Source organism: Pseudoclavibacter sp. RFBG4 (assembly GCF_002931515.1).
GTDB lineage: Bacteria > Actinomycetota > Actinomycetes > Actinomycetales > Microbacteriaceae > Pseudoclavibacter.
The window spans coordinates 1-14,855 of record NZ_PSYC01000007.1 but is presented as its reverse complement, the minus strand read 5'-3'; the positions used below and the strand labels follow the sequence as shown (position 1 = coordinate 14,855).

The window sequence follows — 14,855 nt, the reverse complement described above, 5'->3', positions numbered from 1 at the left end:
GTCACGACTCGTCCTTTCCAGCGGTCATGTACTGCATGAGCAGTTCCTGTGTTGCGTTCTCCCTGGAGACCTCACCCGTGAGGCGTCCTTCGGAGATCGTGTAGATGCGGTCGGCGAGGCCGAGCAGCTCGGGGAGCTCGGAGGAGATCACGACGACCGCCCTGCCCTGCTCGACGAGCTTGTTGATGAGCCCGTAGATCTCGTACTTCGCGCCGACGTCGATGCCGCGGGTGGGCTCGTCGAGGAACAGCACGTCAGGGTCGGTCTGCAGCCACTTGCTGAGCACGACCTTCTGCTGGTTGCCGCCGGAGAGCTTGCCCGTGAGCGTCGCGACGCTCGCCGTCTTGATGTTCATGGACTTGCGGTAGCCCTCGGCGACGCCGTTCTCCTTGATGCCGTCGACGACTCCCCAGCGGGAGACCTTGCCTTCCGCCGCCGCGGAGATGTTCGCCTGGATGTCGCCGATGAGGTTGAGGCCGAGGTGCTTGCGGTCCTCGGTGGTGTAGGCCAGCCCGTTCTTGATGGACTCGTTGATCGTCTTCGTGGAGATCAGCTGTCCCGACTTGTACACCTCACCGGAGATGTTCGTGCCGTAGCTGCGCCCGAAGATGCTCATGGCGAGCTCCGTGCGGCCTGCGCCCATGAGGCCTGCGAAGCCGATGATCTCGCCGGCGCGCACGTGGAACGAGACGTCGTCGACGACCTTGCGGCTCGGGTCGGCCGGGTGGTGCACCGTCCAGTTCTCGACGCGCAGCTTCTCCTCCCCGATGACCGCCTCGCGGGGCGGGAACATGGAGGAGAGCTCGCGGCCGACCATGGCGCGGATGATCCGACCCTCGGTCGCATCCGGCTCGGTCATGTCGATCGAGTCGATCGTCGCCCCGTCGCGGATGATCGTGACGCGGTCTGCGATGCGCCGGATCTCCTTGAGCTTGTGGGAGATGATGATCGACGTGATGCCCTGCTCGCGCAGCTGCTCGATGAGGCCGAGCAGGTGCGCGGAGTCTTCGTCGTTGAGCGCCGCGGTGGGCTCATCGAGGATGAGCAGCTTCACGTCCTTCGACAGCGCCTTGGCGATCTCCACGAGCTGCTGCTTGCCGACGCCGATGTCGCGGATGACGGTTGCGGGGTTCTCGTTGAGGCCGACCCGTTTGAGCAGCTCCGCCGCACGGCGGTTGGTCTCGTCCCAGTCGATGACGCCGAAGCGCTGGATCTCGTTGCCGAGGAAGATGTTCTCCGCGATCGACAGGTAGGGGCTGAGGGCGAGCTCCTGGTGGATGATGACGATGCCATCTTGCTCGCTGTCGTTGATGGTCTTGTACCGCACCTCGCGGCCATCGAACTCGATGGTCCCCTCGAAGGTGCCGTACGGGTAGACGCCGCTCAGGACCTTCATGAGCGTCGACTTGCCCGCGCCGTTCTCGCCGCAGATGCCGTGCACCTCGCCGCGACGGACTTCGATGTCGACGCCCGCGAGGGCTCGCACACCGCTGAATTCCTTCACGATGTTCGACATCTTCAGGATTGTGTCGTCTTGCACCATTGCTCCGTCTCACTTTCCGAGCGTCAACGCTCGGCACTGCTGCGCCTCGAGGGCGCGAGCTGCAACAGAAGCGCGCTCGGGCTGGTGTGGGGGCACAGCCAGCCCGAGCGCGTTCAGTGTGGTGTCGGTGACTCGTTAGAGTCCGACGTCCGATGCCTTGAGGAAGCCACTGTCGATGAGCTTCTCCTGCACGGTGTCCTTCGTGACGACCTCGGGGTCGAGGAGGTACGAGGGAACGACCTTGACGCCGTTGTCGTAGCTCTCGGTGTCGTTGACCTCGACCTCGGTGCCTGCCTTGAGCGACTCGACCATGGCGAAGACCTGGTCGCCGAGGAGGCGGGTGTCCTTCCAGACCGTCATCGACTGCTTGTCGGCGAGGATGTTCGTGACCGATGCCTTGTCAGCGTCCTGACCCGTGAGGATGGGCCACTCGGAGCCGGGCGTGTAGCCGGCGGAGACGAGCGCCTCCGCGATGCCCTGGGCGAGGCTGTCGTTCGGCGAGAGGACGACGTCGACCTTCTTGTCGGCGTAGTTCGAGGCGAGACGGGTCTCCATCTCGTCCTGAGCGCCAGCGCTCTCCCAGCCCTGGATGCCGACGGAGGCCCAGTCGTCGTTCGATGCCGGCGACTTGCCGGAGCCGACGACGAGCTTGCCTTCGTCGATGTACGGCTTGAGGACGTCCCAGGCTCCGGAGAAGAAGAACTTGGCGTTGTTGTCGTCCGGGCTGCCTGCGAAGGGCTCGAGGTAGAACGGGCCGGGCTGGTTCTCGAGGTCCAGGCTGTCGACGATGTACTCGCCCTGGAGCTTGCCAACCGCGTAGTTGTCGAACGTCGCGTAGTAGTCGACGTTCTCCGTGTCGTTGATGAGGCGGTCGTAGGCGATGATCGTGACGCCTTCGTCAGCCGCATCCTGCAGCACCGGTGCGAGCACCGAGCCGTCGATGGCGGCGACGACGAGCACGTCGACTCCGGATGCGATCTGGTTCTGGATCTGCGAGATCTGCGTGTCCGGGTCGTTCTCGGCGTACTGCAGGTCGGTCGTGAAGCCTGCCTCGTCGAGCTTGCTCTGGAGCTGCGCTCCGTCGTTGATCCAACGCTCGAGCTCGCGGGTGGGCATCGAGATGCCGACGCTCTCGACCTCGACTGCTGCTCCTGCTTCGCCGGTTGCTGCTGGGTCTGCTGGCGCGTCGCATGCGGTGAGACCGAGTGCGAGGCCTCCAACGACTGCGAGACCGAGCAACTTCTTCGTTGCTGACATGACGGTCATTTCCTCTCTGAAATGTGTTGCCCTAAGTTGTCGCGCCAAACATATACCCACTTGGGTCAGGTTGTGCAACCCCGTGTCAGATTCGTGACAAAACTAGCCCCAGGGGCCATCCGAACCCTGTCCCATCGGGAACTGGTGGTGGAAGTGACACAACGAAGTGCTATATGTTGCTCTCTGGAACTTATCAACGACGATACCTAGAACGGACTCCCATGTCTCTGACTCCCACCCCCGCAGACAAGTTCTCATTCGGTCTGTGGACCGTCGGCTACAACGGGACCGACCCGTTCGGCGGCCCGACGCGCGCCGACCTCGACGTCGTGCACGTCGTCGAGAAGCTCGCAGAAGCCGGTGCCTACGGCCTCACCTTCCACGACGACGACCTCTTCCCGTTCGGCTCGAGTGACGAGGTCCGCGACTCGCAGATCTCCCGCCTTCGTGGTGCACTGGATGCGACCGGGCTCGTCGTTCCGATGGTCACGACGAACCTCTTCTCCGCTCCCGTGTTCAAGGACGGCGGCTTCACCTCCAACGACCGCGACGTGCGTCGCTTCGCGTTGCGCAAGGTCCTCCGCAACCTCGACCTCGCCGCGTCGCTCGGCGCCGAGACGTTCGTCATGTGGGGCGGCCGCGAGGGTGCGGAATACGACTCCGCGAAGGACATCCGCCAGGCCCTCGAGCGCTACCGCGAGGCCGTCAACCTCCTCGGCGACTACGTCACCGACAAGGGCTACAACATCCGCTTCGCGATCGAGCCGAAGCCGAACGAGCCCCGAGGCGACATCCTGCTCCCCACAGTCGGCCACGCACTCGCCTTCATCGAGACCCTCGAGCGCCCGGAGCTCGTCGGCGTGAACCCCGAGGTCGGGCACGAGCAGATGGCCGGCCTCAACTTCGCGGCAGGCATCGCGCAGGCCCTCTACCAGGGCAAGCTCTTCCACATCGACCTCAACGGCCAGCGCGGCATCAAGTACGACCAGGACCTCGTGTTCGGCCACGGCGACCTGCAGAACGCGTTCGCGCTCGTCGACCTGCTCGAGAACGGCGGCCCCAACGGCGGCCAGACCTACACGGGCCCGCGTCACTTCGACTACAAGCCCTCGCGCACCGAGGACGAGACGGGCGTCTGGGAGTCGGCGGCAGCGAACATGCGCACCTACCTCCTCCTCAAGGAGCGCGCGGCTGCCTTCCGCGCCGACCCCGAGGTGCAGGAGGCTCTCGCGGCGTCCCGCGTCGACGAGCTGTCCACGAACACGCTCGGCGAGGGCGAGACCTACGACGACTTCCTCGCCGACCGCTCCGCCTTCGAGGACTTCGACGCCGACGCGTACTTCAACGGCAAGGGCTTCGGCTTCGTGCGCCTGCAGCAGCTCGCGCTCGAGCACCTCATGGGCGCACGCGGCTAGCCCACGTCCCACCGACTGACGGGTTCCCCGTCCCCCCGCGCAGAGCTGTGGCGGATGCACTCACCACGCGCGTGCATCCGCCCCAGCTCTGTCGTGCATGCTCGACCAGCGCCTGAACCTCAACACAGCACTCGCCCTACAGAAAGCAGACCACCATGCTCGTCGCCGGCTTCGACTCGAGTACGCAGAGCTGCAAGCTCGTCATCCGCGATGCGGAGACGGGTGCGCTCGTCCGCCAGGGGCGCGCCGCTCACCTCCCCGGCACCGAGATCGACCCGGCGAACTGGTGGGCTGCCGTTCAGGGCGCGACCGAGGCCGCAGGCGGGCTCGACGACGTGGCGGCGATCTCCGTCGCAGGCCAGCAGCACGGCATGGTCGCCCTCGACGCCGAGGGCCGTGTCGTCCGCGACGCCCTCCTCTGGAACGACACCCGCAGCGCAGGCGCAGCACGCGACCTCATCGCCGAGTTCGGCCAGGATGCGCTCGTCGAGCGCACGGGACTCGTGCCCGTCGCCTCGTTCACCATCACGAAGCTGCGCTGGCTGCGGGATGCGGAACCCGAGAACGCGGCGCGCGTCGCGGCCGTCGCCCTCCCCCACGACTGGCTCACGTGGCGCCTCCTCGGCTACGGCCCAGCAGGCGAGAGCCCCCTCGGCCCAGACCTGACGAAGCTCACGACCGACCGCTCCGACGCGTCGGGGACCGGCTACTGGTCGCCGTTCACGCTCGACTACGACCGCGAGCTGCTCATCGCGGCGCTCGGCCACGACGCCATCCTGCCCCGTGTGCTCGGACCGGACGAGGTCGCGGGGAAGACGCCGGCCGGCGCGCTCGTCGCCGCGGGCGCCGGCGACAACGCTGGTGCGGCGCTCGGCCTCAACGCGCGCGCGGGCGATGTCGTCGTCTCGATCGGCACCTCAGGCACCGTCTTCTCCGTCGCCGACCGACCGGTGGTCGACCCCCGCGGTGGGCTGGCCGGGTTCGCGGACGCGACGGGAGCGTTCCTTCCCCTCTCCGCGACCCTCAACGCGGCACGTGTCATCGACACGACCGCCGAGGTGCTCGGCGTCGACCACGAGGAGTTCGGTCGACTGGCCGCATCCGCCCCCGTCGGTTCTGGCGGTCTGGCGTTCGTGCCGTACCTCGACGGCGAGCGCACCCCCGACCTGCCGGATGCGACCGCGTCGCTCCTCGGCATGACCCGCGGCTCGTTCACCCGCGAGAACCTCGCCAGGGCCGCAGTCGAGGGCATGCTCGGCAGCCTCGCGCAGGCACTCGACGCCCACCGTGCGCTCGGCGTCGAGGCGAAGCGAGTCATGCTCATCGGCGGTGCAGCGCTGAGCGAGGGCGTCCGCGCCGTCGCGCCGACGCTCTTCGACGTGCCAGTCGAGATCCCGGCACCCGGCGAGTACGTCGCCGACGGCGCGGCTCGCCAGGCTGCCTGGGTGGCGACTGGGACACGTCCGGACTGGCCCGTCGAGACGATCGCTCGCCTCGAGCCCGCCCCTGACTCGGCGCTCCGCAGCCGCTACGCGGCGGCCGCGAAGCTCGCCCGCGAGACCGAAGAGGCAGGAACGGGACTCCACGCCGCCTGACGCGAACGAAGGCGCGAGCGCGCGTCGAGGACCAGCGCAGAGACGCACCGCCCCACAGACGCGGGGACACGCAGAGAGGGGCAGCGCCGGCTGGCGCTGCCCCTCTCTGCGTCACAGGGACCGCATCACGAAGCTGCGATCACCGGGCCGCTCAGGCCTGGATGGTCTCGACCTTCGTGCCGCTCTCGACCTCGATCTTGCGTGGCTTCGCGCGCTCGCTCACCGGCACGGTCACGGTCAGCACGCCGTGCTCGTAGCTCGCCGCGATGCGCTCGGTGTCGAGCCCCTGGCCGAGCGTGAACTGGCGGAGGTAGCTGCCGCCGTTGCGCTCACGGACGAGCCACTTGGCGCCCTCGGCGTTGACCGTGCTGCGCTCGGCGCGGATCGTCAGCTGCTGGCCGTCGAGGTCGACGTCGATCGAGCTCGGGTCGATGCCGGGCAGGTCGGCGGTGAGGATGTAGTGGTCGGCCTCGCGGTAGAGGTCGATGGGCATCGAACGCGGGCTGTTCGGTGCTCCCTGGAAAAGTCGTTCCATCTCCTGGAACGGATCGAAGACGCGTGCCATGTCGTTTTCCCTTCCTTGTACGCACGCTCGTCAGCGCGAGACGGTGCGGTGAACTTGAGTCGACTGGTGTCAACTTCCTTGAGCAGAAAATTAGCACTCTGCCCCATCGAGTGCCAGAAAGTTTGCTGAAAACCCCCTCAGCCGTGGGCGAACACCCCTCAGAGGAGGTCGGCGCAGGTCGGCGCCGGGCGCAGAGCTCAGTGGGAGCGGTGGTCTTGCACGGTCATACGGGGGCCGTGCTTCGGGCGCGGGTTGCCCGCGAGCTTGATGAGCCGCACGACCCGCTCGCGGTGTCCGCGCCACGGCTCGAGCAGCTCCCGCATGCCGTCGTCGTCGACGTCGCAGCCCGCGAGCGCCCACCCGACCATGTTGGGGATGTGGTAATCGCTGAAACTCGGAGCGTCGGGGTCGCCATGCGAGCGCTGCACGGTCTCGTTGGCCGTCCACACGCCGACGCCCACGATCGAGCGAAGACGGCGGAGCGGCTCTTCCGACCCCGTCGGCAGGCTGCTCGTTCGCTCCAGCGCCGAGGCGACCGTCGCCGCGCGGATCACCGTGCCGGACCGCGAGTAGTCGACGCCGGCCCGGTGCCAGTCCCAGCTCGGAATGCGCCGCCACTGCTCCGGCGTGAGCGGCAGGCGCATGTGCCGCGGCACGAGACCGGCCGGCCCTGGCGCCGCGTCGGCGTGGTCGCGGTGCAGGATGTCCCACGCGCGATGCGCCTCGAGGCCCGTGATCTTCTGCTCGATGATCGCCGCGCTCAGCGCCTCGAACACCGCACCCGACTTCGGGAGCCGCAGCCCCTCGTTCCGACGCCGCACATCCGCCAGCTCCGGCAGAGCGTCGAGACGGAGCTCGCTCCAGTCGTCGTCGCAGCCCAGCAGCGTGGGAGCCTCGTCGACCGCGATCTCGGCAGCCGCACCCCACGACACGACCCGCACCCCCTCCCGCGCCTGGCGGAACACCGTGGTCGCGCCTCCCGCCAGCGCGTGGGACGTGCGCCACACGTCGCGCGACACCGGATGCACCCAGCACGTCGGATCTCGCCTGCCCCGCATGAGGGGAGACAGGGTCTGCTGCACATCGACCGGCGACGCCGGCCGATAGAGCGACATGACCCGATCTGGCATGCCGCAAGGGTACGCAGACCCACGGACATTCGATCCTCCCGACACACGCCGCGACTCGCGGCCAGTGCGATAGCGACCTATGAGAAATTCGAATCAACGCGACTCCGCAACTCGCGAGGGAGCGATCCTCACCTATCAGCGGTCAGAGATCCTGCTCATCTTCGCTCATTGGACCTAGAATCCACTTTCTGATAGCCGAAGCTGCGAAATACTCGCCTCAGGAAACTCTCGCGCAAGTCGCTTGAACTAGCCGCTCGCTCTTCGAGGTCTCGTTCAAGTATCGCGATCTTCGCTCGACCCGATCTAACCCGAGACTCAAGATCGAGTTCCGCTTGTCGCATTCCAACGAGTCCGATGCGAGAGTTTGGCAGCAGGGTGGAGATCGAGATGAAAAGGCTCGGTCCACAGGCAGTCACAATGAACACCGAACCGACTAGCCATCCATGATTTTCAGCCAACGACATGCCGAGAAGAAAACCAAAAGCCAGAATTAAGAAAAGCACGGCACCCATAGCCACACGGGTAACGTATTTCGAGAATGACGTATCACTCGCCCAGCGCTCTCGCGCCGACTCACCGGAGAGCATTGCAACTACCACGGATAGAATAAATCCCGCCAGAAGAACCACGAGATTCGAGTTCATCCAGAACTGAAAGTAGATCTGTGAATTCAAGTATTGGATAGCAAGCAAAGCGCCAGCTAGAACCGCACTCGCGAGCGTTGCGAGGAGTGACGAAGCAAAAACGATCCTGAGTCGACGCCGCCATATGTTCGCTTGCCCTATAGCCTGCACCCAGCTCACAGCAACGACTCCCGAGGTGACCATCACCTCACGTTTCGCGGCAATTCCTTGAATCAGTGACTCTGACCTAGCAACTGCCGCCATATTCGCGCGAAGCTGCTCTTGCGAGGTGTAGACAACGAACTCGCCAAGGAGCGTCGCCAGAACTACAACCACCGCCCCAAGTGGGGCGACAAGCATGAACTTTCCGAGCTCGGCCGGTTGGTTCAAAACCGCAATACAACTGAAAAGAAGCGCCGGAAACAAGAATCCAACAAGTGATATCGCCGCCGTGGCGAGAATGCGCTGCACTTTTGGGATCGCCAACGAGCCGGATAGTTGCCCGCCGGCCACGAGGACATACAAACCGGCGAGCAATGTGACCACCACACTGAAGGCATCAACACCCCCATCGAGAACCGAAGCTCCGATAGTCGTGAAAACTGTTCCGAGCGCCTCCCAATCACCGACGGATGAAGTCGACGACAGGGCCGCCTGAAACGGCACGACCAACGGTAGAGAGTAGAGCAGAAGGGCAATCAGGCTGACGGCTATGAGTTGAACCAATGAGGCGCGCCATTGGCGGCGTTCACTAGGAAAAGAGGGCTCCAATTTAAATTCAGTCACCTGCGTGATAATAGAGGCAGACCCGGCCCACACAAGACAAACTGGGAATATTTGCGGATCCTTCGGCACCCAGAAGGTTTTTCTGAACAAATACGCGAGTTGACGACACGGCTCCACCGACCAGCAGATGATCTGTGAGATACCTCTTCGATCCAACACCAAGGGCTGTCTTTGGCCCTGCTGGCCGGCTGGCCGCACTTGAGATCCCTTCGCATGATGGACGGAACGTCTGCCCCTGGCCAGCACGCGCCCTCACCTAAAATCGTCCTCATGGCTGTCCCCAAGATCGTGCTCTACTACGCCTTCGCGCCCCTCGCCGACCCGGAGGCGATCCGCCTCTGGCAGCGCGACCTCGCGGCGTCCCTGGGGCTGCGTGGGCGCATCCTGATCTCCAAGGACGGCATCAACGGCACCCTCGGCGGCGAGCTGAACGCGCTCAAGCGCTACGTGCGCACCACCCGGGAGTACGCGGCCTTCAAGGACGCCGACTACAAGTGGTCGGAGGGCACTGGACTCGACGAGCTGGGACAGAGCCTCGACTTCCCACGCCTCAGCGTGAAGGTGCGCGACGAGATCGTCAGCTTCGGGGCGCCGGGCGAGCTCGAGGTCGACGAGCACGGCGTCAAGGGCGGCGGGACCCACCTCGCCCCCGACGAGCTGCACGCACTCGTCGAATCGCGCGACGAGATCGTCTTCTTCGACGGCCGCAACGCGATCGAGGCGCAGATCGGCCGCTTCGAGGGCGCCATCGTTCCGGAGACCGGAACCACCCGCGACTTCATCGCCGAGCTCGAATCGGGCAAGTACGACGACCTCAAGTCCAAGCCCGTCGTCACCTACTGCACGGGAGGCGTGCGCTGCGAGGTCCTCTCAGCGCTCATGCTCAAGCGCGGCTTCAGCGAGGTGTACCAGCTCGACGGCGGCATCGTCCGGTACGCGGAGCAGTTCGGCAACGAGGGACTCTGGAAGGGCTCCCTCGCGGTCTTCGACGCTCGCGAGCACCTCGAGTTCGGCCCCGACACCGACGTCCTCGGCCGCTGCCGCGAATGCGAGAGGCCCACGCACCGCACCCAGAACTGCAGCGACCCCTCTTGCAGGGAACGCTTCGTCGCCTGTGCGGACTGCGGCGAGCGCGCACTCCACTGTCCCGAGCACACGCCCGCGGGCCTCAGTGCCGCGGCGGGGGCACCATCCGGTCGGTGACACGCCGGAGACGAAAGACATCTTCACAAATCGGAGATCTTGGATGTGGCGGCACACTGCGCCGCACTGGAGCACCATATTTGTGGTGACGTAGAACAAAATTGCGCGCTGAGGCTCCTGGCGGCGAGCAGAGCGCCTTCCGCGCGACTATCGTGTGTAGCGGCAGTGAAACATTGCCGATACAAACCATCCGTAGATTCGCAGAGTGGCGAATCCTCGCTTGCAGAAATAGCAGTTCCAGAATCTCGTTCAGTCGTCGTGCCCAGCCCGACTCGCACTGGAGGTACTCCGTGCCCCTTCTCCCCAGTCCGCTCACGCCAGCCGGTCCGCGCTCAGCGACCGCCCGGCGTTCCCGGCTCACCCGAACCCACCGAATGCTCGCAGCACTCGCGATGTCGCTCTTCGCGTTCCTCGGCGTCTTCGCGATGGCCGGCCCCGCGAACGCGGCAGCCGACCCCGTCGACGAGGAGTCGCCGTACTCGATCAGCGGCATCCTCAACTACGAGGGAGAACCCGTCGCCGGCGTCTCGCTCACCGTCGACGGCGACGGCTACTCCGAGACGGTGGAGTCGGGTGAAGACGGCCGCTGGCGCGTGCCCGTCCCAGGCCCAGGCAACTACACGGTCACGCTCGATACGGAGACCCTGCCAGACGGCATCGACCTGCGGAACGAGGACGGCGCCACCGCAGAGGTCACCGAGGACGAGTGGTCGACGACCAACGTCGGACGCCTCTTCGCGCTCGGAGAGGACACGAGGCAGAGCAGCAACTTCGGCTCGCAGCTCATCGAGCGCCTCGTCGCCGGCCTCAACTTCGGCCTCCTCATCGCGCTCGGCGCGATCGGCATCACCCTCATCTTCGGCACCACCGGGCTGAACAACTTCTCACACGGCGAGCTCGTCACCTTCGGCGGACTCATGGCCTGGCTCTTCGCCGTCGTCATGGGGCTCAACATCTTCGTCGCCATCATCGTCGTCGTGATCCTCGGCGCCGCCTTCGGCTGGCTCCAGGACGCGACCCTCTGGAAGCCGCTCCGCAAGCGCGGTGTGCGCCTCGTCCCGGCGATGATCGTGAGCATCGGCCTCGGCCTCGCACTCCGGTACCTCTACCAGTTCTTCTTCGGCGGAGCGATCCTCCCGATGAGCTCGGTGGGCCTCAGCGGAGCCGTGGAGTTCGGCCCCGTGCGCATCACGACGGGCTCGCTCCTCAGCATGGGCATCTCGATCGTCACGCTCCTCCTCGTGGCCCTGTTCCTGACGCGCACCCGCGTCGGCAAGGCCACCAGGGCCGTGTCCGACAACCCGTCGCTCGCAAGCGCCTCCGGCATCAACGTCGACCGCATCATCCGCATCGTGTGGACCACGGCAGGTGGCCTCGCCGCCCTCGCCGGTGTCATGCTCGCCCTCTACCGCCAATCCTCATGGGACATGGGCTTCCAGGTGCTCCTGCTGATGTTCGCCGCCGTCACCCTCGGTGGCCTCGGCTCCGCCTACGGCGCCCTCGTCGGCTCGCTCGTCGTCGGCATCTTCGTCGAGCTCTCGACCCTCTTCATCCCCGCCGACCTCAAGTACGCGGCGGCGCTCCTCATCCTCATCCTGGTCCTGCTCGTCAGGCCCCAGGGCATTCTCGGCCGCCGCGAGCGAGTCGGCTAGGAGACGAACCATGGACTGGTCAAACATCCTGAGCAACGCCATCGGCGAGCTCCTCAGCCCCACCACCGCTGCCTACGCGCTCGCCGCGATCGGCCTCGGCATCCACTTCGGCTACACCGGCCTCCTCAACTTCGGCCAGGCCGCGTACATGCTGCTCGGCGCGTACGCGTTCGCGATCCCGACGATCAGCCTCGGCTGGCCCATCTGGGCTGCCGTGCTGTGCGTCATCGTCGTCTCGATCGTCTTCTCGTTCATCCTCGGCGTCCCGACGCTGCGGCTGCGGGCCGACTACCTGGCCATCGTCACGATCGCCTCCGCCGAGATCCTGCGGTACATCGTGACGACGACCGGCCTCACCCCCGTGACGGGCGCGGCCAACGGCCTGAACGGCTTCAAGGGAACCTTCGCGGCCATCAACCCGATCCCCGACGGTACCTACGGCTTCGGCCCCTTCACCTACAACGCCTACGACTGGTGGACCCGCATCGTCGGCTGGGGCCTCGTCATCCTCGCGACCCTCCTCGTGTGGGCGCTCATGCGCAGCCCGTGGGGTCGCGTCGTCCGCGGCATCCGCGAAGACGAGGACGCCGTGCGCAGCCTCGGCAAGAACGTCTTCGCCTACAAGATGCAGGCGCTCATCACGGGTGGCCTCCTCGGCTCCCTCGCCGGCATCATCTTCATCCTGCCGAGAGCCGTTCAACCCGCGAACTACACGACGGGTCTCACGTTCTTCATCTGGACGATCATGCTGCTGGGTGGAGCCGCGACGATCTTCGGCCCCATCGTTGGGGCGATGATCTTCTGGGTCGTGCTCTCGCTCACGCAGGGCATCCTGTACGGCGCGATCGAATCGGGCGCGATCACCTTCCTCTCGACGACGCAGGCAGGCCAGCTGCGCTTCATCATCGTCGGAATCGCGCTCATGCTGCTGGTGGTCTTCAGACCCCAGGGCATCTTCGGAAACAAGAAGGAGCTGAGCTTCAGTGCCTGAGCAGACGAGCCCGCCAACGGGCATCCTCCCCACCCACGAGTTCGTCGACGGCAAGGTCGGCCCCGGCTGCAAGAAGGTCGACCCGATCGTCATCGCCGACGGCGTCACCCGCCAGTTCGGCGGCAACACTGCCGTGGATGTGCAGCACCTCGAGATCCCGCGCGGCAAGATCACGGCGCTCATCGGCCCCAACGGCGCCGGCAAGACGACCATGTTCAACCTGCTGACGGGCTTCGACAAGCCCAACACGGGCACGTGGTCGTTCGACGGCACCTCCCTCGCCAACGTGCCCGCCTTCAAGGTGGCCCGCTCCGGCATGGTCCGCACCTTCCAGCTCACGAAGTCCCTCGGGCGCATGACGGTGCTCGACAACATGCTCCTCGGCGCCGACGAGCAAGGCGGCGAGGGCATGCTGCGCGCACTGTTCAAGCCGCTGTGGCGCGACCGCGAGAAGGAGATCACCGAGAAGGCCGACGAGCTCCTCGCCCGCTTCAAGCTCGACGCCAAGCGCGAGGACTACGCGGCATCCCTCTCCGGCGGACAGCGCAAGCTCCTCGAGATGGCCCGCGCCCTCATGAGCAGCCCGAAGCTCATCATGCTCGACGAGCCCATGGCCGGCGTCAACCCGGCCCTCGTGCAGTCACTCCTCGGCCACGTCAAGGAGCTCAAGAACGACGGCACCACGGTGCTCTTCGTCGAGCACGACATGCACATGGTCACGAACATCTCCGACTGGGTCGTCGTCATGGCGGAGGGTCAGATCGTCGCGGAGGGCCCGCCTGAGACGGTCATGAAGGACCAGGCCGTGATCGACGCCTACCTCGGCGCGCACCACGACCAGGACCTGGGCGACCTCGACATCCAGGAGCTGGAAGTCGAGCGCATCGCCGAGGAACAGGGCGTCGAAGCGGCGGCCGAGTACGAGGCCGAAGTGCTCGGGACGACCACGATCGCCGAGGAGATCGCCGAGACGAAGCCCGGGACCGAGACGACGGAGAGTGACAGCAAATGAGCGAGACGACGCCAAACGCATCCGGTTCTGCGACAGCGACGACCCCCAGAAGCGACGCTGTGCTGTCGACGATCGACCTCGTCGGCGGCTACCTGCCCGGCGTGAACATCCTCAACGGATGCTCGATCGACGCCTACCCCGGCGAGCTCATCGGCATCATCGGGCCCAATGGCGCCGGCAAGTCGACAGTACTCAAGGCCATCTTCGGGCAGATCAAGATCCGCGGCGGCAGCGTCATGCTGAAAGGCGAGGACATCACTGGCCTGCGCGCCGACAAGCTCGTCGCCAAGGGCGTCGGGCTCGTGCCGCAGAACAACAACGTCTTCCCGTCGCTCACGATCGAGGAGAACCTCGAGATGGGGCTCTTCCTGCGGCCCAAGGTCTTCAACGAGCGGTTCGAGTTCGTCGCCGACCTCTTCCCCGAGCTCGGGAAGCGCCGCAAGCAGCGCGCGAGCTCCCTCTCCGGCGGTGAGCGGCAGATGGTTGCCATGGCGCGGGCCCTCATGATGGACCCATCGGTGCTGCTCCTCGACGAGCCGTCCGCAGGCCTCTCCCCGGTCCGTCAGGACGAGACGTTCCTGCGCGTGCGCCAGATCAACCGTGCCGGCGTCTCCGTCATCATGGTCGAGCAGAACGCGCGCCGCTGCCTCCAGATCTGCGACCGCGCCTACGTGCTCGACCAGGGCAAGGACGCGTACACGGGCACCGGACGCGAGCTGCTCAACGACCCGAAGGTCATCGCCCTCTACCTCGGCACGCTCGCGGCCGACGAACAGGCGAAGGACGGCGACGCGGCCCACTAGCCGCGAGCATCCACCCAGCCGCCCCCGCGCCCGGCCCGGGCCCCGCCCGAAGCCGAAGCCGAAGCCGATCGCTGCCCGGCGTTTCGCCCCCTGTCAGACTGCGCAGGGGGCGAAACGCCGGGCAACGTTGCTTTGGGGACCGGGGGCTCCACGCCCAGGTTCTGCACAGAGCTCCCCTCCCCCAGAGGGAGACCAACGCTGCCCGGCGTTTCGCCCGCTGCGACGGCCCGCAGAGGGGGAAACGCCGGGCAGCGTTGGTTGCTTTCGGGGAGGGAAGGGA

The 14,855-nt window shown here is 66.1% G+C and carries 12 protein-coding genes; 7 read left to right on the top strand and 5 right to left on the bottom strand.

All coding sequences use genetic code 11. The annotated features are described in order from the left end of the window. Position 1: 1 nt before the first annotated feature. Positions 2–1,516 (bottom strand): multiple monosaccharide ABC transporter ATP-binding protein, encoded by a 1,515-nt coding sequence (mmsA, locus tag C5E10_RS01760; RefSeq protein WP_308471698.1) that lies wholly within the window; start codon positions 1,514–1,516, stop codon positions 2–4. A gap of 162 nt (positions 1,517–1,678) precedes the next feature. After that, positions 1,679–2,800 carry a multiple monosaccharide ABC transporter substrate-binding protein gene (gene chvE, locus C5E10_RS01755; protein ID WP_104300638.1) on the bottom strand — a complete coding sequence of 374 codons (1,122 nt, stop codon included), beginning with the start codon at positions 2,798–2,800 and terminating at the stop codon, positions 1,679–1,681. A 221-nt stretch (positions 2,801–3,021) separates the two neighbouring features. On the opposite strand from chvE, the gene xylA reads away from it, so the two are divergent. Together xylA and C5E10_RS01745 are read left to right on the top strand one after the other, a co-directional pair. Beyond that, entirely contained in the window at positions 3,022–4,215 is a 1,194-nt protein-coding gene (gene xylA / locus C5E10_RS01750) for a xylose isomerase (RefSeq protein WP_104243539.1), read from the top strand. Between the two features lie 155 nt (positions 4,216–4,370). Then, positions 4,371–5,810: a xylulokinase gene (locus C5E10_RS01745; protein ID WP_104330177.1), complete on the top strand. Its 1,440-nt coding sequence runs from the start codon at positions 4,371–4,373 to the stop codon at positions 5,808–5,810. 151 nt (positions 5,811–5,961) lie between these two features. Here the strand turns inward: C5E10_RS01745 and C5E10_RS01740 are convergent, their stop codons facing one another. The 3 genes from C5E10_RS01740 to C5E10_RS18770 form a co-directional block, all read right to left on the bottom strand. Then, positions 5,962–6,375, bottom strand: coding sequence for an Hsp20/alpha crystallin family protein (locus C5E10_RS01740; protein WP_104243543.1), 414 nt, complete (start codon positions 6,373–6,375; stop codon positions 5,962–5,964). A gap of 197 nt (positions 6,376–6,572) precedes the next feature. Further along, positions 6,573–7,505, bottom strand: a complete 933-nt coding sequence (locus tag C5E10_RS01735; RefSeq protein ID WP_104330176.1) for a DNA-3-methyladenine glycosylase — start codon at positions 7,503–7,505, stop codon at positions 6,573–6,575. Positions 7,506–7,660: 155 nt separating this feature from the next. Next, entirely contained in the window at positions 7,661–8,914 is a 1,254-nt protein-coding gene (locus tag C5E10_RS18770) for a hypothetical protein (protein WP_146080121.1), read from the bottom strand. Between the two features lie 270 nt (positions 8,915–9,184). On the opposite strand from C5E10_RS18770, the gene C5E10_RS01730 reads away from it, so the two are divergent. The 5 genes from C5E10_RS01730 to C5E10_RS01710 all read left to right on the top strand — a co-directional run bounded on the left by C5E10_RS01730 (position 9,185) and on the right by C5E10_RS01710 (position 14,575). Further along, entirely contained in the window at positions 9,185–10,117 is a 933-nt protein-coding gene (locus C5E10_RS01730; protein ID WP_104330175.1) for a rhodanese-related sulfurtransferase, read from the top strand. Positions 10,118–10,491: 374 nt separating this feature from the next. Further along, positions 10,492–11,769: a branched-chain amino acid ABC transporter permease gene (locus tag C5E10_RS01725; protein ID WP_104243549.1), complete on the top strand. Its 1,278-nt coding sequence runs from the start codon at positions 10,492–10,494 to the stop codon at positions 11,767–11,769. A 10-nt stretch (positions 11,770–11,779) separates the two neighbouring features. Further along, positions 11,780–12,760 carry a branched-chain amino acid ABC transporter permease gene (locus C5E10_RS01720; protein ID WP_104300418.1) on the top strand — a complete coding sequence of 327 codons (981 nt, stop codon included), beginning with the start codon at positions 11,780–11,782 and terminating at the stop codon, positions 12,758–12,760. After that, positions 12,753–13,772, top strand: a complete 1,020-nt coding sequence (locus C5E10_RS01715; protein WP_181062590.1) for an ABC transporter ATP-binding protein — start codon at positions 12,753–12,755, stop codon at positions 13,770–13,772. The genes C5E10_RS01720 and C5E10_RS01715 overlap by 8 nt, the downstream gene beginning before the upstream one ends. Continuing rightward, positions 13,769–14,575 (top strand): ABC transporter ATP-binding protein, encoded by an 807-nt coding sequence (locus tag C5E10_RS01710; protein ID WP_104243553.1) that lies wholly within the window; start codon positions 13,769–13,771, stop codon positions 14,573–14,575. The genes C5E10_RS01715 and C5E10_RS01710 overlap by 4 nt, the downstream gene beginning before the upstream one ends. Positions 14,576–14,855 lie beyond the last annotated feature (280 nt).

Bases quoted from the DNA above. Each gene is read 5' to 3' on its own strand.
- C5E10_RS01740 (WP_104243543.1), bottom strand. From the start codon at position 6,375: ATGGCACGCGTCTTCGATCCGTTCCAGGAGATGGAACGACTTTTCCAG.
- C5E10_RS01735 (WP_104330176.1), bottom strand. From the start codon at position 7,505: ATGCCAGATCGGGTCATGTCGCTCTATCGGCCGGCGTCGCCGGTCGAT.
- xylA (WP_104243539.1), top strand. From the start codon at position 3,022: ATGTCTCTGACTCCCACCCCCGCAGACAAGTTCTCATTCGGTCTGTGG.
- C5E10_RS01725 (WP_104243549.1), top strand. From the start codon at position 10,492: ATGCTCGCAGCACTCGCGATGTCGCTCTTCGCGTTCCTCGGCGTCTTC.
- C5E10_RS01745 (WP_104330177.1), top strand. From the start codon at position 4,371: ATGCTCGTCGCCGGCTTCGACTCGAGTACGCAGAGCTGCAAGCTCGTC.
- C5E10_RS01720 (WP_104300418.1), top strand. From the start codon at position 11,780: ATGGACTGGTCAAACATCCTGAGCAACGCCATCGGCGAGCTCCTCAGC.
- mmsA (WP_308471698.1), bottom strand. From the start codon at position 1,516: ATGTCGAACATCGTGAAGGAATTCAGCGGTGTGCGAGCCCTCGCGGGC.
- chvE (WP_104300638.1), bottom strand. From the start codon at position 2,800: ATGTCAGCAACGAAGAAGTTGCTCGGTCTCGCAGTCGTTGGAGGCCTC.
- C5E10_RS01730 (WP_104330175.1), top strand. From the start codon at position 9,185: ATGGCTGTCCCCAAGATCGTGCTCTACTACGCCTTCGCGCCCCTCGCC.
- C5E10_RS01710 (WP_104243553.1), top strand. From the start codon at position 13,769: ATGAGCGAGACGACGCCAAACGCATCCGGTTCTGCGACAGCGACGACC.